Here is a 22,243-nt window from a genome sequence, read left to right on the forward strand (position 1 = left end):
CAAGGTGTCGAGCTTGATGCTTATCCAACTTTAAGATCATTTGTAATTGGTGCTAATTTAAAATTTTAATACAATGAAAAAGATATATATAGCAACGTTTGTACTTTCAACGTTCTTTTTTGCGGGATGTGCAGACGATTATTTAGATGTAGATCAAACAGAATCTATTTCTACAAAAGATACAGAATTATATAATAATGATGCAGGTGCAGCTCAGTTTGTTACTGCCATTTATAATAAATTCTTGAATTGGGATATGACTTCATTCGGATGGATAGGTCTTTCAAGTATTACCTCTGATGATGCCGATAAGGGTTCTTCACCTGGAGATACAGGTACTGATAAGGATGTATTAGATGCGTTGACTTATAATGCTTCAAACCCATCTGCAGAAAGTACTTTTATTGCAAATTATGATGGAATTAACAGATGCAATCAGGCATTAAATATTATTCCGCAATTAGATAAGGCTGACCCAAATTTAAGAGCTAGATTAATGGGAGAAGCTAAATTTTTAAGAGCTTTTATGTATTTCACTTTGGTAAAATGCTACGGTGGAGTCCCAATTGTAGATCATTTACCGGTTCCTGGTTCTGATTCTGATAGAATCATGCAGTTGACTCGTAAAACGTCTGCAGAGGTTTATGCTTTTATCGAAAATGATTTGAATGATGCAATTGCAGCATTACCAGATAAATCAGTGTATTCAACAAATGAAAGATCAAGAGCTTCAAAAGGTGCTGCTTATGCTTTATTGGCGAAAGTCAGCTTATACCAAAAGAAATGGCAGCAAGTAATTGATAATGCTAATAAAGTTACAGGTTACTCAATTGTTAGTGATTATGCTTCTATGTTTAAAGCAACAGGAAAATTTGATTCTGAATCTATTTTTGAAATCTATGCGCAAGGAGCTGCACCAGCTAAAGGAATTGAAGGTTATTCTAACACACAAGGTGCTCGTGGTGCCGGTGGTTGGGGATGGGGTTTCAACACACCATCAGAAAGTTTAGTAAATGCTTATGAGCCTGGAGACGTTAGAAAAGCTGCTACAATCATTTTTAGAGGATCTACTTTATATGATGGAAGAGTTGTTCCAAATACAGTGGAAAACGAAAGATACAATTATAAAGCGTATTCATCAGCTTATACAGATGCATGGGAAACGGATGTTGATATCAAATATCTTAGATATGCTGAAGTCAAATTGATGAAAGCTGAGGCTTTAAATGAATTAGGACAAACATCAGATGCAATTCCGCTGTTAAACGAAATAAGAAACAGAGCCGGATTAGCAAATACAACTTTTAGTTCTCAAACAGATATTAGAACTGCAATATGGAGAGAGAGAAGAGTAGAGATGGCTTTTGAGCACGATAGATTTTTTGACTTAGTTCGTACAGGTCAAGCTAAAGCAGCTTTTGCGGTAGACGGAAAAGTGTTTACCGAAGGGAAAAATGAACTGTTTCCTATTCCAGCTTTATTCATAAATCAAGCAGACGGATTATCACAACAAAATCCGGGTTATTAATTCTTAAAAAACAGTAAAGATGAAAAAATATAGATATGTTTTCTTATTTGCTTCGATTATAGTTGCGCAATTTTTTGCAAGTTGTAACGAGGATAGTATAGATAAAGTTAACGCCCCAATTCCTTATGAGTCAATTGGTGGATATGATAGCTCAGATGATGTAGCTGCAGACCATTTAGTTTCTAAATTTAGTTTTGATGGAAACATTACGGATTCAAAAAACGGAATAACAGACGGAGTAGCAACCGATGTAACTTATGAAGCAGGTATAAAAGGTGAAGCTTATAAAGGATCACCAACAGCATTTATTGCTTACAATAACGTGTCAAATTCTGTAATAAATGTTAAGAGTATTTCAGTTTCAATGTGGATAAAAACAGATCCACATACTGGAGGAGCTCAATCATTATTTATGTTACCTAAGAAAACGGATTTTTGGGGAAATATTTTCACATTAATTGAAGGTACTGGTCCAGCTACAACAATGCTGATGAAAAACCATATTCAAAAAGATGTTACACCTAGTATTCCCTGGGCAGGTCAATTTATTGAACATTCAGGGGCAAATGTTTTAAATAATATGTATGGAGAATGGAAACATGTGGTTTGGACTTACAACGGTACGAGTTCAACATACAGTCTTTATGTTGACGGTCAAAAATTAGCTTTACCTGCTTCAATCTCGAAAAGATACGCGAGTGATCCTTTAACAGGAGGTGTTGCTTATGGAGAATTGGCAAATTCTGAAGTTTCAAAATTTATTATTGGAGGTTATCAGCAACATTTGGGACTGCCTTGGGGTAGCCCTGATAGTTGGATGCTTCATTATACAGGTTTAATGGATGAATTTAGAATTTATGATTCTGCTCTTGAGGATAATGAAGTTACTGCTTTATACAAATTAGAAAAAGATAAAAGATAGCAGATAAGGATTTATTTTACACACCTGACTATACAAAAATCAGGTGTGTATTTTTTTAGTCAATAAATTTACAAAAATGAAAAATCATCTATTCTTAATATTTTTTTTGAGTTTTTTCAATTCATGTTCATCATCAAATCCATCGGATGGGAATACTGGAGGTACGCCATTGCCTACAACTCCAAAACCTCCTGTCACAGCTTTGACAGATGATGAAGTCTTGAATCAGGTTCAAAAAGATGCTATAAAGTATTTCTGGGATTATGCCGAACCCAATTCAAAACTAGGCAGAGAGCGTTATCATACGAATGATCCTAGTTTCGAATCCAATAAAGTTACCACTGGAGGCTCAGGTTTTGGACTAATGTCTTTGATTGTTGGAGTAGAAAGAGGTTTTATTCCAAGAGCCGAAGCCGTTACTCGAATGACTACCGCAATGGACTTTTTGGGAAAAGCCGATCGTTTTCACGGAGCATGGGCACATTGGATGGATGGAAACACAGGACATGCTATTTCTTTTGGGAATAAAGATGATGGTGGTGATATAGTTGAAACTGCTTTCTTATGCCAAGGATTGATTGCCGTGAGAGAATATTTTAAAAACGGTAACACCCAAGAAAAAGCATTATCTACCAAAGCGGATAATCTATGGAAAGGTGTGGAATGGAGTTGGTACACTAATGGTGAAAACGCGATGTATTGGCATTGGTCCCCTACCTATCAATGGGAGATGAAATTCAAATTGGAAGGATACAATGAGTGTTTGATTGCTTACATTTTAGGAGCAGCTTCCACAACTCATCCGATTCCTGCGGCCGCATATCACGAAGGGTGGACACGAAACGGGACTATTGCAACAGGAAAAACACAGTATGGAATTCCTTTAGTATTCAAATACAATACTGCTACTGGAAATGCTGGGCCTTTGTTTTGGGCTCAATATTCTTACTTAGGATTAGATCCTTCTCAATTATCGGATAAGTATGCAAACTATTGGGAATTAACTCAAAATCAGGCAAAAATCATATATAGCTATTGTGTCGACAATCCAAAAAAATGGAATGGTTATTCTGATAAATGTTGGGGTCTTACAGCAAGCTATTCTAGAAATGCTGACGGATCAACGGGCTATTCCGCTCATGACACCGATAATGATTTAGGGGTTATAACTCCTACAGCCGCATTGTCTTCTTTTCCATATACGCCAAAAGAAAGTATGAAATTTTTACATTTTTTGTATGATGAAAAGAAAAGTACTTACGTTGGAATTGCTGGGCCTTATGATGCTTTTTCACCTCAATTTAATTGGGTGACACCACGTTATTTGGCAATTGATCAAGGAACGATAGCGCCAATGATTGAAAATTATCGTACCGGTTTGATATGGAAATTGTTTATGAATGCGCCGGAGGTAAAACAAGGTTTACTGAATCTTGGTTTTCATTCTGGTAAATATGGATATTAATACGGAGTGGTAGATGAAATATAATCTAATCTTACCTGTTTTTTTGCTTTCGCTACTATCTTTTGCACAAAAAGATATTGTTTCTAAAGTAAAAATAGAGGTAGTACAAAAACAGGAATTGGGTTACGCATTACATATTCCGTTAAATACTAAAGAAAAAAAGCCGTTGCTAATTTTTCTTCATGGTTCTGGAGAAAATGGTTCGGATGTAGAGAAAGTGAAAATTCATGGACCTTTCAAATATTTGAAAAACCACAATCTAGATTTTTATGTTCTTGCACCACAATGCCCGGAAGGACAGCAATGGAATCCTGATATTTTATATGAGTTGATTTTAAAAGTTCAGAAAGAAAATAATATTGATATCAACAGAATTTATCTTACAGGATTGAGTTCGGGAGGATGGGGAACTTATAGTCTTGCTTTAAAACATCCTGAAATGTTTGCAGCAGTTATGCCAGTTTCGGGTTTTGTTGATATAATTCAATTGGAAGAAATTTGCAAAATGGAAGCAATACCAACTAGAATTTTTCATGGTTTGCTCGATGATGTAGTTCCTGTAGATAATGATATTACGATATATAAAGAACTGAAAAAATGTAATAAAGATGTTGAGTTGACTCTTTTTAATGATGCGGGTCATGATTGTTGGACTCAAGTTTATGACAATCCAGAAACGTATGCTTGGATGTTGAAACAAATAAAAACAGATAAAAAATGAAAAAGACATTAATTGTAATACTCTTAGGCTCCGTTTTTTTGGGCTATAGCCAAAAGAAAGAAAATAAAAAAGCCGTTGTAATTAAACCTAAAGCCGAATTTGTAGCCGAGTTGTTATCAAAAATGACTTTGGACGAAAAGTTGGGTCAATTGAATTTACCAACTTCGGGCGATATAACCACCGGTCAAGCCAATAGCTCTGATGTTGCAAAGAAAATCGAAGAAGGCAAGGTCGGTGGATTATTTAATATAAAATCAGTTCAGAAAATAAAAGAAGTACAGCGAATTGCAGTTGAAAAAAGCCGCTTGAAAATTCCTTTGATTTTTGGAATGGACGTAATTCACGGATACGAGACGACCTTTCCTATTCCTCTTGGACTTTCATGTACTTGGGATATGAAATTGATCGAAAGAAGTGCTCAAATCGCTGCACAGGAAGCTAGTGCGGATGGAATTAATTGGACTTTTTCTCCTATGGTAGATATTTCTCGTGACCCACGTTGGGGAAGAATTTCCGAAGGTTCTGGTGAAGATCCATTTTTAGGAAGCCAAATTGCCAAAGCTATGGTAGACGGATATCAACAACACGATCTTTCCAAAAACAATTCCATTTTAGCATGTGTTAAACATTTTGCCCTATATGGAGCACCAGAAGCAGGTCGTGATTACAATACAGTTGATATGAGCCATATCAGAATGTACAATGACTATTTTCCGCCTTACAAAGCAGCTGTTGATGCTGGTGCAGGTTCGGTTATGGCATCTTTCAATGAAATTGACGGAGTTCCTGCCACTGGAAATAAATGGTTGATGACAGATGTTTTGAGAAAACAATGGGGTTTTAAAGGTTTTGTGGTTACTGATTTTACAGGAATTCCTGAAATGATTGCTCACGGAATGGGTGATTTACAAGAAGTATCTGCTTTGGCTTTAAATGCCGGAGTTGAAATGGATATGGTTGGTGAAGGATTTTTGACCACTTTGAAAAAATCATTGGATGAAAAGAAAGTTACTATTGAACAAATCAACAATGCGGTAACACTTATTTTGAATGCCAAATACGATTTAGGATTGTTTCAAGATCCTTATAAATATTGTGATGATAAAAGAGCCAAAACTGAAATTTTTACTGCAAGTAGTAGAGATGAGGCTAGAAAAACGGCAGCTCAATCATTGGTTTTACTAAAAAATAAAAATCAGTTGCTGCCTTTGAAAAAATCGGGAACAATTGCACTTATCGGACCATTGGCGGATGCCAAAAACAATATGTCTGGAACTTGGAGTGTGGCTACAAATGGAGAAAAATGTATTTCATTATTGGCTGGAATCAAGGAAGTAGCGGGTAAATCGACTAATGTTCTTTACGCCAAAGGCAGTAATCTTGATTATGATGAAACTTTTGAAACCAATGCCACTATGTTTGGTAAAACCTTGAACAGAGATAGTCGATCAAAAGATGAAATGATTGCAGAAGCTGTAAAAGTAGCCAATCAAGCAGATGTTATTATAGCTGCACTAGGAGAATCTGCCGAAATGAGCGGAGAGAGTAGTAGTCGTACGAAACTGGAAATTCCACAAGCGCAAAAAGATTTATTGAATGCATTATTAAAAACTGGAAAACCGATAGTTTTAGTTGTTTTTGATGGTCGTCCATTAATTTTAAATGATGAAAATGCAACCGTTCCTGCAATTTTGAACGTTTGGTTTGCTGGTAGCGAAGCTGGATACTCCATTGCCGATGTTTTGTTTGGAGATGTAAATCCTTCAGGAAAATTAACGACTACATTTCCAAGGAGTGTTGGCCAATTACCAATTTATTATGCCCATAAAAGCACGGGAAGACCTCTTGTTAACACAGAAGGAAAATTTGAGAAATTCAGATCTAATTATCTGGACGAAAGAAACGAACCATTATTTCCTTTTGGTTACGGATTGAGTTATACCAATTTTGATTATTCAAACTTGAAAATCTCATCGGATAAAATGAATTCCAATGGTAAAGTAACCGTAAGCATTGAGGTTGCAAACACTGGAAATTTCGACGGAAAAGAAACCGTACAAATGTACATAAGAGACGTAGTTGGTTCTGTAACAAGACCGGTTAGAGAACTTAAAGGGTTCCAAAAAATAGCCCTTAAAAAAGGTGAAAAACAAACAGTGACATTCGAAATTAGCGCTGAAGATTTGAAATTTTACAATTCTGATTTGCAATTTGTTGCTGAGCCTGGACAGTTTGAAGTTTTCGTTGGAGGAAATTCAAACGCAGACAATAAGGTAAGTTTTAATTTAGTAAATTAAGCTTGGTTAGTTTATTTGGTTGCCCTCCGTTTTTGGTTAGACGGAGGGCTTTTTTTTAAATTTAAAATCACTCAGAACAGCAAAGTATAGTGTTTAATCTGAGTAGCTAATAAATTAAGTAATTTTTTAAAAAGTTTTAAAAATGAGAAAACTATATTTAATACCAGCATTGGTACTATTGATGTGCAACCAAATAAGTATGGCACAATCTAAAAACAATAGTATTGGAAAAACAAAATGGTTTGATCCTAATAAACCAGCTTCAACATATTGTAACCCCATTAATATCGGTTACAATTATACTACAGCAAACCATAATGGAATTCCGGATTCTCGTCGTTCAAGTGCCGATCCATTAATTATTGCTTATAAAGGAGATTATTACCTGTTTGCAACAAACCAAGCCGGATTCTTTTGGAGCAAAGATTTGTCGGACTGGAAATTTGTTTATGGTAGTTTTCAACGTAATCCTGGCGATGATGACCAATGTGCTCCTGCCGCTTGGGTAGTAAACGATACTTTGTTTTATGTAGGTTCAACTTGGAAAAAAGACCACCCAGTTTGGAAAACAGCTGATCCAAAATCGGGTCGCTGGGTTCGTCATGTCAATACTGCGATGTTGCCTACTTGGGATCCTGCAATTTTTCAGGATGACGATAAAAAAGTATACATGTATTATGGTTCGAGTGGAAAATTACCGCTTTGCGGAGTAGAAGTAGATTATAAAACTTGGCTGCCAAAAGGAAATCAGGCAGATTACGAAAAGCTATATGCAGCAACCGAAGTTGAAGATATTCAACGCCCTTATGGCGAAATAAAAGCAGTTGCAGATTTGGATCCTTCTCTGCATGGTTGGGAACGTTTCGGGCCAAATAATGACATGGAACCAGCGCCTTGGGGAAATTTTATTGAAGGGGCTTGGATGACCAAGCACAACGGTAAGTATTATATGCAGTATGGAGCTCCAGCTACGGAATTTAAAGGCTATGCCAATGGTGTTCACGTAGGTAATAGTCCTCTAGGGCCATTTACGTACCAGAAACACAATCCTATGTCGTACAAGCCTGGAGGATTCGTAATTGGGGCTGGACACGGAAATACCTTTGCGGATAACTACGGAAATTATTGGAATACGGGCACCTGTAAAATTTCGGTGAAAGATCGTTTTGAACGCCGTATTGATATGTTCCCTGCTGGATTCGACAAAGACGATGTTATGTATTCGATTACTTCCTATGGAGATTTCCCAACTTTGTTGCCAAATAACAAGCGTGACCAAACCAAAGGAGCTTTCTCAGGATGGATGTTGCTTTCATACAAAAAAGCTGCAACAGTATCTTCTTCAGAAGAATGTATGGATGTACAAACTCACAGAGTGGATACAGGTGGAAAAAAAGTGTTTGAAAAAATTTGTTACAATGCCCAGAATTTGACCGATGAAGATATCCAATCTTATTGGTCGGCAAAAACAGATAAACCGGGCGAATGGTTACAAATTGATTTGGGCAGAAAAATGAGAATTAATGCCCTGCAGATTAATTATGCCGATCATAAAGCTACGCAGCATAACAAGGCAATGGATATTTATTATCAATATCAAATTTTTATGTCGGATGATAATCAAAATTGGACTTTGGTAGTTGATAAATCCAAAAGCGATAAAGATGCTCCTCATGATTATTTGGAATTAACAAAACCCATTGAAGCTCGTTATGTTAAAATGGTGAATATCCACAACGCATCTGGTTTATTTGCTGTTTCTGATTTCCGTGTTTTTGGTAATGGATTGTCCGAAAAACCAAAATCGGTTACTGGATTTAAAGTAAGCAGAAGTGTTGAGGATTCCCGCAATGCAATGATTAATTGGGATGTACAGCCTGGCGCTGTCGGTTATAATATTTACTATGGGATTGCCCCTGATAAATTATATAACAGCATAATGGTTTATGAAGGAAATTCATATGACTTCAGAGGACTTGACAAGGGTACAGGTTATTATTTTGCGATTGAAGCTTTTAATGAAAATGGAATTGGACCTAAAACCAATCTTACTGTTTCGAATTAAATTTAGATTTAGCAATAAAAGAGAGACATTCGTTTAAATGAACAATGACTAAAAATTCAATTCTTTATATATTTTAAAAGAATTGAATTTTTATAATCTCTTTATTAATAAAATCGAAAACGTTTTCGTCTTTACTACAAGGTGGTAGTTTGGTTTTATTTAGAATTTTATAATCTAAAGAAGTATTTTTACTATCTATATTAATACATAACCAAATGAAGAAAATATTTCCTATTATTCTCGTTTTTGCTTTGAGTTTACTTCATGCACAAAGCGTAAAATCTCCTTCCAACGCCCTTGAGGTCAATTTTAAATTAGTAAATAATGGGCAACCATCATATACTGTAAATTACAATGGCAAACCCGTAATTGTAGAAAGTACTTTAGGGATAAAACTTAAAGATAAAACCGCTCTTGATGCTAATTTTGAGATTCAATCTTCAAAAGCAAATACTTTCAATGAATCTTGGAAACCTGTCTTAGGTCAAAAAGCATCAATTTTAAATCATTATAATGAACTTGCTATTGCTTTGGTTCAAAAAGAAACCAATGTAAAAATGAATATTATTTTCAAAGTTTATGATGAAGGCGTAGCTTTTAGATATGAATTTCCAAAACAAGAGAAGCTGAATTATTTCATTATATCTGATGAGGAAACCCATTTTAATTTGAACGAAGATTATAAAGCCTTTTGGATTCCAGGGGATTTTGATACTAATGAATATCCTTATAACGAAACTAAACTTTCTGAAATTGATAATGCTAAATTGGATAAAAACACAGGAATTGGGATGACAACCGATCTAGGTAAAAGCAGAGTTCAAGCACCTTTAATGATGAAATCTCCATCGGGTTTGTATGTCAATATATTTGAAGCTGCTGTTGTGAATTATCCAGTCATGCATTTGGATGTTGATGTTACCAATTATAAACTTACTTCACATTTGGTACCGAATGCAATTGGCGATAAAGCCTATTTGCAAGCAACTTGTGTATCTCCCTGGAGAACAATTATGATAAGCAAAGATGCACGCGATATAGTGGGGTCTCAAATGATTTTGAATCTAAATGAACCTTGTAAACTAGACGATGTTTCGTATATAAAACCAATGAAATATGTTGGAATTTGGTGGGAAATGCATGTTGGTATATCTACTTGGGATTATGCAGGTTCACAAAACGCACAAAATTTATCGTCTCAAGATTTAATACCGACAGGTAAACATGGTGCTACGACTGAAAACACCAAAAGATATATTGATTTTGCTGCCAAAAACGGATTTGATGGTGTATTGGTTGAAGGTTGGAATGTAGGTTGGGAAGATTGGGCAGGTAATTGGAAAGAAGAGGTATTTGATTTTACGACTCCTTATCCTGATTTCAATCTGGCAGAAGTTACGGCTTACGCCAAAGAAAAAAACGTAAAAATGATTATGCACCATGAAACTTCGGGATCTGTTGCCAATTATGAGCGTCATTTAGACCGAGCTTTCGATTTGATGAAAAAATACGATTATCCAGCTGTAAAAACGGGTTATGTTGGCAGAATTATTCCTCGTGGTGAATTTCATGACGGACAAACGATGGTGAACCACTTCAACTTTGTTGCAAGACGTGCTGCCGATTATAAATTAATGCTTAATTCTCATGAATCGTCTCGACCAACAGGTTACAGTCGAACGTATCCAAATTACATTGCTGCAGAAGCTGCTCGTGGTAATGAATTTAATGCATGGAGTGTTGGTAATGCACCAAGTCACGAAACTATTTTACCTTTTACAAGACTTCTAGGTGGACCAATGGATTATACGCCAGGTATTTTCGAAATTAAAATGAGTTTCTATGATAAAAATAAAAAAGAACAGGTTCATACTACTTTGGCTAAACAGTTAGCATTGTATGTAACGATGTATTCCCCTTTGCAAATGGCTGCTGATTTACCTCAAAGCTATGAAAAACGTATGGATGCCTTTCAATTTATCAAAGATGTGGCGCTGGATTGGGATGATACCAAAATTTTGGAAGCAGAACCTGGAGATTATTTGACTATTGCCAGAAAAACAAAAGGAAAAGAAACATGGTTCTTAGGAGCCATCTCGGATGAAAATGCAAGAAAATCTGAAATAGCATTAGACTTTCTAACCAAAGGACAAAAATACAAAGCTATTATTTATGAAGATGCCAAAGATGCCGATTGGAAAAACAATCCAATGGCTTATAAAATTAGAACTGTTGAGGTAACTAATAAATCTAAATTAAATTTGGTTTTAGCTCCTGGTGGAGGAACTGCCGTTAGTTTTGAACCAATTAACTAATAAACTTAGTTGTGATTTCATTAAATCCTGTAAACTTTTAAAGTGAGCAGGATTTTTTTTTGATTTTAACATCAATTTTACTTTAGAATTTCGAAATTGCACATCGATTAATTAAAACTATAAATTAAGAATAACCCAAAATGAAAAAAAAACTACTTCTTTCTTTACTTTTTGTAAATAGTGTTGCTTTGTTTGCCCAAAACAAAGACGAACAGTTTTTTAAGGAAATTTACAATTCTGCATTAACAAAATCGCAATGTTATTCTTGGTTGGATCATTTATCAAATAATGTAGGATCTCGTTTATCTGGCTCTGTGGGAGCTGAAAAAGCGGTTCAATATACCAAAAGTCAAATGGAAAAATTAGGATTTGATAAAGTGTATTTGCAAGAGGTAATGGTGCCTCATTGGGTTCGTGGAGAAAAAGAAACAGCTTATATTCAAGATAATAAAACCAAAATCAAAGTGCCAATTTGTGCTTTGGGTGGGTCAATTGCAACTCCGAAAAATGGGTTGACTGCCGAAGTAATCGAAATTCATAGTTTTGATGAAATGAAAGCTTTGGGAGCGGATAAAATAAAAGGAAAAATAGTGTTCTATAATAGACCTATGGATAATGGGGCTATTGAAGCCTTTGATGCCTATTCTGGAGCGGTTGATCAACGATATGCCGGTGCTAAAGAAGCTGCCAATATGGGAGCAGTTGGAACAATCGTGCGTTCAATGAATTTGCGATTGGACGATTATCCGCATGCAGGAGGACAAAGCTATGGAGATATTGCAAAAGAAAAATACATTCCAACGGCTGCTATTAGTACTAATGGAGCCGAATTGTTAAGCAAGACTTTAAAAAGCAATCCTAATTTGAAATTTTATTTCAAGCAATCCTGTCAGCAATTGGAAGATGCTCTTTCTTACAATGTTGTTGGTGAAATCAAAGGAACTGAGCATCCAGATAATATCATGGTAGTAGGAGGTCACCTTGATTCTTGGGACTTGGCTGATGGTTCACACGACGACGGAGCAGGAGTAGTGCAAAGCATGGAAGTGATGAATGTTTTTAAAAATTTAAATTACAAACCTAAAAATACGCTTCGCGTAGTTCTTTTTATGAATGAAGAAAACGGGTTAAGAGGCGGGAAGAAATACGAAGAATTGTCATTGGCAAATAAAGAAAAACACGTTTTTGCTTTAGAAAGTGATGAAGGAGGTTTTACTCCAAGAGGTTTTTCATTAGAATGTGACGACTCAAATTTTAATAAGATTACAAATTGGAAAACATTATTCGAACCGTATCTAATTCATAGTTTTGTAAAAGGACATTCAGGATCGGACATTGGTCCATTGACAGGAAAAGCAATCGTGAAAGCTGGGTTAAAGCCAGATTCTCAACGTTATTTTGATTATCATCATGCAGCAAACGATAAATTTGATGCAATCAATAAAAGAGAATTAGAACTAGGAGCAGGAACTATGGCTGCTTTGATCTATATGATTGATCAAAATATGGTAGAATAATTAGTTGCCAAAACCAAAATAAAATAGGAAACCTGTAAGTAACTCAAATACTTATAGGTTTTCTTTTGAAAAACAGTCTTATTTATAGTTCTTCTGATAATTTAGTAATTGAAAGAATGAATAGTTATAAATAAATGTGAAATTCCAAATTTTTAAAACGGACTTACTTTTTAATACACAAAATAAATCCTACTTTAGCATTCTATTAAAAGAATGAAAAAATGATTAGTGAAGCACAGTTTCAAAGCGAATTAAATAGCTTAATTGCAAATGCTATTAGAGAAGATGTAGGATCTGGAGATTATAGCTCATTAGCCTGTATTCCTGCCAATGCTCAAGGAAAAGCAAAATTATTGGTAAAAGAGGATGGTATAATTGCAGGGGTTGCGTTTGCCAAAATGATATTTGAATATGTAGATCCTAAAATGCAAATCGAAACCTTTATTGAAGACGGAGCTGCTGTCAAAAAAGGGGATGTTGTTTTTCATGTTTCGGGTAGTTCTCAATCAATTTTAAAATCCGAAAGAGTAGTATTAAATACAATGCAACGCATGAGTGCGATTGCGACCAAAACGAATAGTTTTGTACAATTATTGAAAGGTACTAATACAAAAATATTGGATACACGAAAAACAACACCTGGATTTCGCGTAGCCGAAAAATGGGCAGTTAAAATTGGAGGTGGAGAAAATCACCGGTTCGCGTTGTATGATATGGTAATGCTAAAAGATAATCATATTGATTTCGCAGGTGGTATTACATTGGCGATTGCCAAAACACAAGCCTATCTAAAAGAAAATAATTTAGATCTTAAAATAATTGTTGAAGCCAGAGACCTTGCTGAAATTGAAGAGATTTTGAAAAGTGAAGGTGTACACAGGATTTTAATTGATAATTTCAATTATGATGATACTCGCACGGCAGTGGCCTTAATAGGTGATAAATGCCAAACGGAATCTTCGGGTAATATCAACGAAGATACGATGAGGTTCTATGCTGAATGCGGTGTCAATTATATTTCATCGGGAGCGTTAACTCATTCTGTTTATAATATGGATTTAAGTCTAAAAGCAATTTAGAATATGAGTTTAATAATTGAGGCTAAACTCGAAAAAATTCCAGTTGTAAGAAACTTAATGCATGTCTTGAAAAAGATTAAAGTTCCTGGTTTGGGAGGTTTTTCTTTCTATGATTTATTGGAATTGTATTTTGAGGGAATCATCGATGGAGCATTTTCCTATCATGCAAGCGCGGTTGCATTTAGTTTTTTTATGGCTTTGTTTCCTTTTGCATTATTTATTTTAAACTTAATTCCCTACATACCAATTGAAGGATTTCAAAATGATTTTCTTGAATTTGTAAAAGATGGAGTGCCGCCAAATACCTATGATGCAATCGCCAATATCATAAACGATATTCTTAACAATAGTCACTCTGGATTAGTGTCTTCTGGATTTTTACTGTCTATTTTCTTGATGGCAAACGGTATAAATGGAATTCTTGGCGGATTTGAATCTTCCCGACATGTTTTGGAAAAAAGAGGTTTTTTAAACCAGTACTTTGTTGCTTTAGGAATTTCTTTGTTGCTTTCCATTATTCTGCTTTTGACCGTTGCAATTATCGTTGTTTTTGAAGTTGTGATTCAAAGCACAACAATACAGGACGTATTGAGTGATCAAATTCCGTTGATTATTATGGGAAGATACCTTTTTGTGATTTTGATGATATTAATAACAACTTCTATCTTATTACGATATGGAACAAAACAGTCACATAAGCCTCCATTTATTAGTGTAGGTTCTGTTTTTACAACGGTACTTATAATTATTTCCTCTTATTTTTTTGGAATTTGGGTAATTCGATTTTCAAAATACAACGAATTGTACGGTTCGATTGGAACATTGTTAATCATGATGTTTTACATTTGGATTAACTGTATGATTTTGTTGTTGGGATTCGAATTGAATGCTACAATTCATAAGCTAAAAAAGACAAAAGGCAGTATTAAAGTTTAGCAATATAGTGAGATTGTTTAAATGGAATTTTGTATTCTTGTCAAAAGAAATCCAAGGGGCTTTTTTTACGGCGATTTGGAATAATAAAAAAAGTGAGACAATAATTTAAGAAAAATGAAAAAAAGTATCGTATTTAGTTTAGTTGTGTTTTTTGCAATGATTTTCAATGCCCAAAGCCAAACTGTTTTTGGAAAATGGAAAACCATTGATGATGAGACAGGACAAGCCAAATCTATCGTAGAAATTTATGAGAAATCAGGAAAAATCTATGGAAAAATTACAGATGTATTAAATCCAGAAAAAAGAAAATCTCTTTGTACAAAATGTTCTGGTGAAGATAAAAATGCACCAATTTTGGGATTAATAATCATCAAAGGTCTTGAAAAGGATGGAGATGAATACAATGGAGGTAAAATTTTAGATCCTTTAAAAGGAGAGGAATATAAATGTTTAATAGCACTAGACGGTAAAGACAAACTAAAAGTGAGAGGTTTTGTTGGTGTTTCTTTGTTTGGAAGAACGCAATACTGGTATAGAGTGAAAAATTAATTTCTTAATATATAAAATGCGAAAAGTAGCAGCGATAATTTTATTTTTCATAATACTGTCAAATAGTTTTGGACAATCTAAAAATTCGCCTTTGCAAATAAGTCATCTTATAGGTGACTTTTATGTTTATAAAACTTTTCATGATTATAAAGGAGCTCTCATTTCTGCAAATGCGATGTATCTGGTTACAGATAAAGGAGCTGTTTTATTTGATGCACCTTGGGATAAATCTCAATTTCAGCCTTTATTAGATAGTATAAAATCTAAACATAATAAAAATATTGTGATGTGTTTTGCAACGCATTCTCATGACGATCGCGCAGGAGGTTTGGAATTTTTTAGACAAAAAGGAATTAAAACGTATACTATAAAACTAACTGACAGGATTTTAAAAGCTAGAAATGAAAAAAGAGCCGAATTTGTAATTCCGAATGATACTATTTTTAAAGTAGGAGAATATAAATTTGAAGTTTATTATCCAGGAAAAGGACATGCACCGGATAATATTGTAGTTTGGTTTGATAAAGAAAAAGTACTTTATGGAGGATGCTTTGTTAAAAGTGCTGAGGCAAAAGATTTAGGATATTTGGGGGATGCCAATGTGAATGAGTGGGAGAAATCTATTAAAAAAGTACAGGCAAAATTTAAAAATCCGAAATATATTATTCCGGGTCATGAAAATTGGACAGATACAGAGTCTTTGGGGCATACTTTGAAATTGGTGCAGGAATATAAAAAAAATGCGTCTGTTGGATTAAATAAAAAGTAATTTTACAGACTATAAAATCTTTACATGCATTTCGTCGAAGTTATTTTACCGCTTTCTTTAGCCAAAACATTTACCTATCGTGTATCTGAAGCTGAGTTTCTTTTTATAAAAAAAGGAATGAGGGTGACGGTGCCTTTTGGGAAAAGTAAAATCTACACGGCTTTGGTGATTGAAATTCATAATAACAAACCAACATTATATGAAGCCAAAGAAATTCATCAAATTTTAGACAATACTCCTATAGTTACTGAGTTTCAAATCAATCATTGGATTTGGATTGCCGATTATTATATGTGTGCGCTTGGTGATGTGTATCGAGGTGCTATGCCAAGTGCTTTGTTGTTGGAAAGCGAAACGGTTATAACAAGAAAAAATGATGTCTATGTTGATGAAAGTTTACTTTCGGATGATGAATATTTAGTTTATGAGGCTCTGCAAAAACAGAGTTCTTTGAAAGTACAGGATATTATTTCAATTCTGAATAAGAAGAATATTTTCCCTGTTATTCAAAAATTGATTGATAAAAATATTTTAGTACTGCAAGAAGAGATTCAGGAAAGCTACAAACCAAAATTAGTGCGATATGTTCGATTGCATGAAAAATACAATACGAACGATGGTTTAAAAGAATTGCTTGAAATTCTGAAAAATGCCAACAAACAAAAAGAAATAGTTTTAAATTATTTCCAATTAAGCGCTTCCGAAAAAAAGCCTATTACAGTTAAGAAACTTGTCGAGACGGCTCAGTCTTCTTCGGCTGTTGTTAAAGCATTGGTTGAAAAAGAAGTTTTTGAAGAGTATTTTTTGCAGGAAGACCGAATTAATTTTGCTGGAAATGGAAGGGATGGTGAGCTTAAATTAAGTGCTGACCAATATGTGGCTTTTGAATCCATAAAAGAAAATTTCAAGGAAAAACCAGTATGTCTTTTACATGGAATCACTTCAAGTGGTAAGACTGAAATTTACATCAAACTTATAGAAGAATATTTAGCTACCGGAAAACAAGTATTGTATTTGTTGCCCGAAATTGCTTTGACTGCTCAATTGGTTTCGAGATTGAGAGCTCATTTCGGAAATAAAGTAGCTGTTTTTCATTCGAAGTACAGCAATAATGAAAGAGTCGAAGTTTGGAATCAGGTTTTGTTAAATGAAGAAAAAGCCCAAATTGTAATTGGAGCCAGATCGGCTTTGTTTTTACCTTTTCATGATTTGGGGTTTGTGGTTATTGATGAAGAGCATGAACAAACTTTTAAGCAATCTGATCCTGCGCCTCGCTATCATGCCCGCGATGCAGCTATTGTTTTGGCAAATGCGCATCAGGCCAAAGTGCTTTTAGGTTCTGCTACTCCAAGTATTGAAACCTATTATAATGCGGTATCTGGCAAATTTGGTTTTGTTGAAATTTTAAAGCGTTTTGGGAATGTGAGTTTGCCGGAAGTTGAATTGGTGGATTTGAAAGACAAATACTTTCGAAAAAAAATGAATGGTCATTTTAGTGATGTTTTAATAGACGAAATTACGACTGCATTGTCTTTGGAAGAACAAGTGATTTTGTTTCAAAATAGAAGGGGTTATTCGCCAATTATCGAATGTATTACCTGTGGTCACGTTCCGCATTGTCAGTCATGTGATGTAAGTTTGACGTACCATAAACACAAGAATCAATTGCGTTGTCATTATTGCGGTTACGCTATTGCAAATCCTACTCATTGTCATGCTTGTCATAGTGTTGATTTGACTACCAAGGGTTTAGGAACAGAGCAAATTGAGCAAGAATTATTGACTATTTTTCCTAGTGCAAAAATTGGTAGGATGGATCAGGATACAACACGCGGGAAATTTGGTTTCGAAAAAATTATTGATAGTTTTAAGAATAGGGAATTTGATATTTTGGTAGGAACTCAGATGCTTGCCAAAGGATTGGATTTTGATAATGTCAATTTGGTTGGTATTATGAATGCAGATACCATGTTGTATCATCCCGATTTTAGGGCATTCGAAAGAAGTTTTCAAATGATGACCCAAGTGGCAGGACGTGCAGGTAGATCTGAGAAAAAAGGAAAGGTAATTATTCAGACTTATAACCCAAATCACAATACTATTCAGCAAGTTACTAATAACGATTTTGGAGGAATGTATAAAGAGCAATTGTATGACAGGCAAATTTATAAATACCCACCATATTTTAGGATCGTAAAATTAACCTTGAAGCAACGTGATTTTGATAAGCTCAAGGAAGGTGCTATGTGGCTATATCAAGTTTTAAGCCAAAACTTGACTATGCCAGTTTTAGGTCCCGAAGAGCCTGCTATCAGTAGAATCCGAAATGAGTACATTAGAACTATCATTATTAAGATTCCTCAAAACACATCAATTGTGAGTACAAAAAAAACTATTCAGAAGATACTGAATAGTTTTGAAGCTGTTTCACAATACAGAGCTATAAAAGTTACTGTAAATGTTGATTTTTATTAAAGTAAAATTTTTAAGAATAGGCAAGTGCTTTTACTAAATCTTCTTTTTTGTTTCTACTTAAAGGAATTTTCGTCACTCCAATTTCGGCAAACTTACTATTGAAACGATCAATCTTGTCAATATTTACAATATAAGATTTGTGAACCCTTATAAATTTATCTTTTGACAAATCATTCTCAAATGATTTCATTGTCGAAAGCACAAGATTACTGTCGTCTTCCGTGACTACTTTTACATAATCACCAAAAGCCTCAATCCATTTAATCTTAGAAGTAAAAACTTTTAATTTCTTCAGATTGCTTTTTATAAATATATGTTCACCTTCATCTTCTTTGTTTTCTTTCTTAAGAAGATAGTGATCAATAGCCCTACGAACTGAAGCATTAAAACGCTCAATAGAAATAGGCTTTTGTAAATAATCTGTAGCATCATAATCAAAAGCTTTCATTGCGTATTCTGCTTTTGAGGTGATGAAAATAATCTGGGGTTTGGTTTTTAAACCATCAAGGAAATCAAAACCACTAATAACAGGCATCTCAATATCAAGAAATATTAAGTCTACCGTATGAACAGTCATACAACTTTTGGCTTCTATTGCATTAGAAAAATCACCAATTAAATTTAAGTTAGTGTGATTATTAACTAACTTTGCAATAATCATTCTTTGTATTGAACTATCATCTACGACTACACAGTTTAGTTTCATAATTTCAAATTTTTGATTTGGTTAAGTAAAAATAGTTTTTTTTTTTAATAAATCTAAAAAAATCAAATCTTTTTTAGTCATTCGTCGATTATAGTGTTTTTGCACTTGCATGTTCAGAAAAAAAGATTACTTTTGCACCCAATTTAACAAATAAATAAATTTTTTATGAATCATTATGAAACTGTTTTCATTTTAAATCCCGTTTTATCTGAAGTTCAGGTAAAGGAAACAGTAAGCAAATTTGAAGATTTTCTTACTAGTAGAGGAGCAGAAATGGTGTCGAAAGAAGATTGGGGCCTTAAAAAAATGGCTTACGAAATTCAAAACAAAAAAAGTGGATTTTACCACTTGTTCGAATTCAAAGTATCAGGAGAAGTTCTTATCGCTTTTGAAACTGAATTTAGACGTGACGAAAGAGTTATGCGTTTCTTAACTGTAAGTCTTGACAAACATGCTATTTCTTGGGCTGAAAGAAGAAGAGCAAAACTTAAATCTCAAAAAGCTTAATTATCATGGCAACATTACAACAATCTGCTTCAGGAAAAAAAGACGGGGATATCAGATATCTTACGCCTTTGAACATAGAAACTAACAAAACTAAAAAGTATTGTCGTTTCAAAAAATCAGGTATCAAATATATTGATTATAAAGATGCTGATTTCTTATTGAAATTCGTTAACGAGCAAGGAAAAATTCTTCCTCGTCGTTTAACAGGAACTTCATTAAAATACCAAAGAAAAGTATCTGTAGCTGTAAAAAGAGCTCGTCACTTAGCTTTAATGCCATACGTGGCCGATTTATTAAAATAATTAAAAATTAACAGTTGTTGGTTTTCTGAAATATGAAACCTAACTTCTCAAATAAAGGACAACAACATGGAACTTATTTTAAGAAAAGATGTTCAAAATTTAGGATTTAAAGATGATGTAGTAACTGTGAAAAACGGATACGGTCGTAATTTCTTAATTCCACAAGGATTCGCTCATTTAGCTACTTCTTCTGCAAAGAAAGTATTGGCTGAAAACCTAAAACAAAGAGCTCACAAAGAAGCTAAAGTTGTAGCTGACGCTAAAGCATTGGCTGAAACTTTGAAAGCTATCGAAATTAAAATTTCTGCAAAAGCAGGTGGTGAAAAATTATTTGGTTCAATTACAAACATTGATATCGCTGAAGCTTTGGCTAAAGGTGGTCAAGTAATTGATAGAAAATTTATCACTTCAGGGATTGTAAAACGTATTGGTAAATATAGCGCTTCTGTTAGATTACACAGAGATGTTATTGTTGAATTGCCTTATGAAATCATCGCTGAAAAATAACATTCAGTTAACATTTTGTTAATAAAATTAAAAAATCACTCTTCGGAGTGATTTTTTTTTATCTAATTTTGATGCCAAACCAATATAAAAACCTTCCAAAATGAAAAAATTATTAACATTATTTTTTTTTGTTTTCGGCTTCTTTGTGATGTCGGGGCAAACTACAACCTCTAATATTAAGGGAGTTGTGAAAAATGCAACAGGTGAGTCAGTCCCTGGCGCTTCAATTCTGGCTGTTCATACACCAACAGGGACTAAATATTCTTCGATTTCGAATGACGAAGGAAGATTTAGTATTTTGAACATGAGGGTTGGTGGTCCTTATAAAGTGACAGTGACCTTTATAGGTTCTCATAAAGAAGAGTTCAGTGATGTTTATCTTGAATTAGGAAAGACTTTTAGTTTAGATGTCGTTTTGACTGATGAAAGTCAAACATTAGAAGAAGTTAAAATTGTAAATTCTAAAAATAAAATTTTTCAAAGCAATAAGACAGGTGCTGAAACAACAATTGGTAGAAAAGAATTGGCAGCTTTACCATCTATTTCAAGATCAGCTGAAGATTTTACAAGATTGGAACCAACAGCAAGTGGAGGTTCGTTTGGAGGTAGAAATGATCAATACAATAATTATTCTTTGAATGGAGCCGTTTTTAATAATCCCTTTGGATTGGATGCTGCAACACCTGGAGGTCAAACAAATGCTCAACCGATTTCATTGGATGCAATTGATCAAATACAAGTTGCGACTGCACCTTATGATGTAACTTTGTCGGGTTTTACTGGAGCTTCGGTTAATGCTGTAACAAAATCGGGTTCAAATGAATTTCACGGTACTGCATATGGTTATTTTAGAAATGAGGATATGACAGGCGACAAAGTACATGGTGAAAATATTTTTGTGCCTTCTTTAGAACAGACACAAGCTGGGTTTAGTATTGGAGGGCCAATTATAAAGGATAAATTATTCTTTTTTGCCAATTATGAAATTGACAAGCGAAGCGATTTAGGTTCAAGCTTTGTGGCAAACAATGGTGATGGGGTTACAGGTGTGAATGAATCAAGAGTATTAGAAAGTGATTTGATAGCCGTATATAATGCTTTAGCGAACTTAAAAGATGCCAATGGTAATAGTTTTGGCTATGATCCAGGAGCTTATCAAGGTTTCATTCACAAATCAAATTCCAATAAAGGGATTATAAAACTAGATTGGAATATCAACGATAATAATAAACTGGCGGTTATATATAATTTTTTGGATGCTTCAAAAGACAAACCTGCGCATCCAACTGCTTTGGGATATAGAGGACCAAGTGCTTCTATTCTTCAATTTCAAAATGCAGGATATCAAATCAATAATGAGTTGAGTTCTTTCTTGATAGAGTTGAATTCAAAAATTAGTGAGAAAGTTTCAAACAAATTGCAGGCAGGTTATACTTATTTCAATGATTTTAGAAACCCATTTTCTACTCCTGCACCTATTATTAATATTCAAGATGGGGCTGGAGCCAATTATATTATTGCAGGTCATGAACCTTTTTCAATTAATAATACTTTAGATCAAAAAGTTTTTCAGATTACTGATA

The 22,243-nt window shown here is 34.2% G+C and carries 18 protein-coding genes; 17 read left to right on the top strand and 1 reads right to left on the bottom strand.

From position 1 onward, the window contains the following. The first annotated feature begins 73 nt into the window (after positions 1-73). From VFS71_RS10875 to priA, 13 genes are all read left to right on the top strand, one after another. The gene (locus VFS71_RS10875) at positions 74-1,528 is read left to right on the top strand and encodes a RagB/SusD family nutrient uptake outer membrane protein (protein ID WP_326401252.1); all 1,455 of its coding nucleotides are present in this window, start codon (positions 74-76) and stop codon (positions 1,526-1,528) included. A gap of 19 nt (positions 1,529-1,547) precedes the next feature. Continuing rightward, a complete protein-coding gene (locus VFS71_RS10880) occupies positions 1,548-2,450 on the top strand; it encodes a LamG domain-containing protein (RefSeq protein ID WP_326401253.1) in 903 nt (300 codons plus the stop codon). Positions 2,451-2,526: 76 nt separating this feature from the next. Then, the gene (locus VFS71_RS10885; RefSeq protein ID WP_326401254.1) at positions 2,527-3,915 is read left to right on the top strand and encodes a glucoamylase family protein; all 1,389 of its coding nucleotides are present in this window, start codon (positions 2,527-2,529) and stop codon (positions 3,913-3,915) included. A gap of 13 nt (positions 3,916-3,928) precedes the next feature. After that, positions 3,929-4,636: a prolyl oligopeptidase family serine peptidase gene (locus VFS71_RS10890; RefSeq protein ID WP_326401255.1), complete on the top strand. Its 708-nt coding sequence runs from the start codon at positions 3,929-3,931 to the stop codon at positions 4,634-4,636. Further along, positions 4,633-6,933 carry a beta-glucosidase BglX gene (gene bglX, locus VFS71_RS10895; RefSeq protein WP_326401256.1) on the top strand — a complete coding sequence of 767 codons (2,301 nt, stop codon included), beginning with the start codon at positions 4,633-4,635 and terminating at the stop codon, positions 6,931-6,933. Before VFS71_RS10890 ends, bglX begins: the two co-directional genes overlap by 4 nt. Positions 6,934-7,075: 142 nt before the next feature. Next, complete coding sequence (locus tag VFS71_RS10900; protein WP_326401257.1) at positions 7,076-8,998, top strand: discoidin domain-containing protein; 1,923 nt, start codon at positions 7,076-7,078, stop codon at positions 8,996-8,998. A 215-nt stretch (positions 8,999-9,213) separates the two neighbouring features. Then, complete coding sequence (locus VFS71_RS10905) at positions 9,214-11,313, top strand: glycoside hydrolase family 97 protein (RefSeq protein ID WP_326401258.1); 2,100 nt, start codon at positions 9,214-9,216, stop codon at positions 11,311-11,313. 140 nt (positions 11,314-11,453) lie between these two features. Continuing rightward, positions 11,454-12,830, top strand: coding sequence for a M28 family peptidase (locus VFS71_RS10910; RefSeq protein WP_326401259.1), 1,377 nt, complete (start codon positions 11,454-11,456; stop codon positions 12,828-12,830). 221 nt (positions 12,831-13,051) lie between these two features. Further along, positions 13,052-13,909, top strand: a complete 858-nt coding sequence (gene nadC, locus VFS71_RS10915; protein WP_326401260.1) for a carboxylating nicotinate-nucleotide diphosphorylase — start codon at positions 13,052-13,054, stop codon at positions 13,907-13,909. Between the two features lie 3 nt (positions 13,910-13,912). Continuing rightward, the gene (locus VFS71_RS10920) at positions 13,913-14,845 is read left to right on the top strand and encodes a YihY/virulence factor BrkB family protein (protein WP_326401261.1); all 933 of its coding nucleotides are present in this window, start codon (positions 13,913-13,915) and stop codon (positions 14,843-14,845) included. 114 nt (positions 14,846-14,959) lie between these two features. Further along, on the top strand, positions 14,960-15,394 hold the full coding sequence (locus VFS71_RS10925; protein WP_326401262.1) for a DUF2147 domain-containing protein: 435 nt from the start codon (positions 14,960-14,962) through the stop codon (positions 15,392-15,394). A gap of 16 nt (positions 15,395-15,410) precedes the next feature. Then, a complete protein-coding gene (gene bla-B1-FLAV, locus VFS71_RS10930; RefSeq protein ID WP_326401264.1) occupies positions 15,411-16,163 on the top strand; it encodes a subclass B1 metallo-beta-lactamase in 753 nt (250 codons plus the stop codon). Between the two features lie 24 nt (positions 16,164-16,187). Beyond that, positions 16,188-18,638, top strand: a complete 2,451-nt coding sequence (priA, locus tag VFS71_RS10935) for a replication restart helicase PriA (protein ID WP_326401265.1) — start codon at positions 16,188-16,190, stop codon at positions 18,636-18,638. Positions 18,639-18,648: 10 nt separating this feature from the next. On the opposite strand, the gene VFS71_RS10940 is transcribed toward priA, so the two are convergent. Continuing rightward, positions 18,649-19,344, bottom strand: coding sequence for a LytR/AlgR family response regulator transcription factor (locus VFS71_RS10940; RefSeq protein WP_111408723.1), 696 nt, complete (start codon positions 19,342-19,344; stop codon positions 18,649-18,651). Positions 19,345-19,509: 165 nt separating this feature from the next. Here VFS71_RS10940 and rpsF point away from each other — a divergent pair, with 165 nt between their 5' ends. From rpsF to VFS71_RS10960, 4 genes are all read left to right on the top strand, one after another. Continuing rightward, positions 19,510-19,851: a 30S ribosomal protein S6 gene (gene rpsF, locus VFS71_RS10945; protein ID WP_077370382.1), complete on the top strand. Its 342-nt coding sequence runs from the start codon at positions 19,510-19,512 to the stop codon at positions 19,849-19,851. 5 nt (positions 19,852-19,856) lie between these two features. Next, on the top strand, positions 19,857-20,153 hold the full coding sequence (rpsR, locus tag VFS71_RS10950; protein ID WP_007138295.1) for a 30S ribosomal protein S18: 297 nt from the start codon (positions 19,857-19,859) through the stop codon (positions 20,151-20,153). Between the two features lie 66 nt (positions 20,154-20,219). Further along, entirely contained in the window at positions 20,220-20,660 is a 441-nt protein-coding gene (gene rplI / locus VFS71_RS10955; protein WP_111408722.1) for a 50S ribosomal protein L9, read from the top strand. Positions 20,661-20,760: 100 nt separating this feature from the next. After that, positions 20,761-22,243, top strand: a 1,483-nt coding sequence (locus tag VFS71_RS10960; RefSeq protein ID WP_326401266.1) for a TonB-dependent receptor, incomplete at its 3' end; no start/stop codon positions are given.

The organism is Flavobacterium sp., from assembly GCF_035760125.1.
Lineage (GTDB): Bacteria > Bacteroidota > Bacteroidia > Flavobacteriales > Flavobacteriaceae > Flavobacterium.

What these genes read in the sequence shown, in the direction of transcription:
- VFS71_RS10925 (WP_326401262.1), top strand. Translation starts at nt 14,960, where the DNA reads ATGAAAAAAAGTATCGTATTTAGTTTAGTTGTGTTTTTTGCAATGATT.
- VFS71_RS10910 (WP_326401259.1), top strand. Translation starts at nt 11,454, where the DNA reads ATGAAAAAAAAACTACTTCTTTCTTTACTTTTTGTAAATAGTGTTGCT.
- rpsR (WP_007138295.1), top strand. Translation starts at nt 19,857, where the DNA reads ATGGCAACATTACAACAATCTGCTTCAGGAAAAAAAGACGGGGATATC.
- VFS71_RS10905 (WP_326401258.1), top strand. Translation starts at nt 9,214, where the DNA reads ATGAAGAAAATATTTCCTATTATTCTCGTTTTTGCTTTGAGTTTACTT.
- VFS71_RS10940 (WP_111408723.1), bottom strand. Translation starts at nt 19,344, where the DNA reads ATGAAACTAAACTGTGTAGTCGTAGATGATAGTTCAATACAAAGAATG.
- bglX (WP_326401256.1), top strand. Translation starts at nt 4,633, where the DNA reads ATGAAAAAGACATTAATTGTAATACTCTTAGGCTCCGTTTTTTTGGGC.
- priA (WP_326401265.1), top strand. Translation starts at nt 16,188, where the DNA reads ATGCATTTCGTCGAAGTTATTTTACCGCTTTCTTTAGCCAAAACATTT.
- rpsF (WP_077370382.1), top strand. Translation starts at nt 19,510, where the DNA reads ATGAATCATTATGAAACTGTTTTCATTTTAAATCCCGTTTTATCTGAA.
- VFS71_RS10875 (WP_326401252.1), top strand. Translation starts at nt 74, where the DNA reads ATGAAAAAGATATATATAGCAACGTTTGTACTTTCAACGTTCTTTTTT.
- rplI (WP_111408722.1), top strand. Translation starts at nt 20,220, where the DNA reads ATGGAACTTATTTTAAGAAAAGATGTTCAAAATTTAGGATTTAAAGAT.
- VFS71_RS10920 (WP_326401261.1), top strand. Translation starts at nt 13,913, where the DNA reads ATGAGTTTAATAATTGAGGCTAAACTCGAAAAAATTCCAGTTGTAAGA.
- nadC (WP_326401260.1), top strand. Translation starts at nt 13,052, where the DNA reads ATGATTAGTGAAGCACAGTTTCAAAGCGAATTAAATAGCTTAATTGCA.
- VFS71_RS10900 (WP_326401257.1), top strand. Translation starts at nt 7,076, where the DNA reads ATGAGAAAACTATATTTAATACCAGCATTGGTACTATTGATGTGCAAC.
- VFS71_RS10880 (WP_326401253.1), top strand. Translation starts at nt 1,548, where the DNA reads ATGAAAAAATATAGATATGTTTTCTTATTTGCTTCGATTATAGTTGCG.
- VFS71_RS10885 (WP_326401254.1), top strand. Translation starts at nt 2,527, where the DNA reads ATGAAAAATCATCTATTCTTAATATTTTTTTTGAGTTTTTTCAATTCA.
- VFS71_RS10890 (WP_326401255.1), top strand. Translation starts at nt 3,929, where the DNA reads ATGAAATATAATCTAATCTTACCTGTTTTTTTGCTTTCGCTACTATCT.
- bla-B1-FLAV (WP_326401264.1), top strand. Translation starts at nt 15,411, where the DNA reads ATGCGAAAAGTAGCAGCGATAATTTTATTTTTCATAATACTGTCAAAT.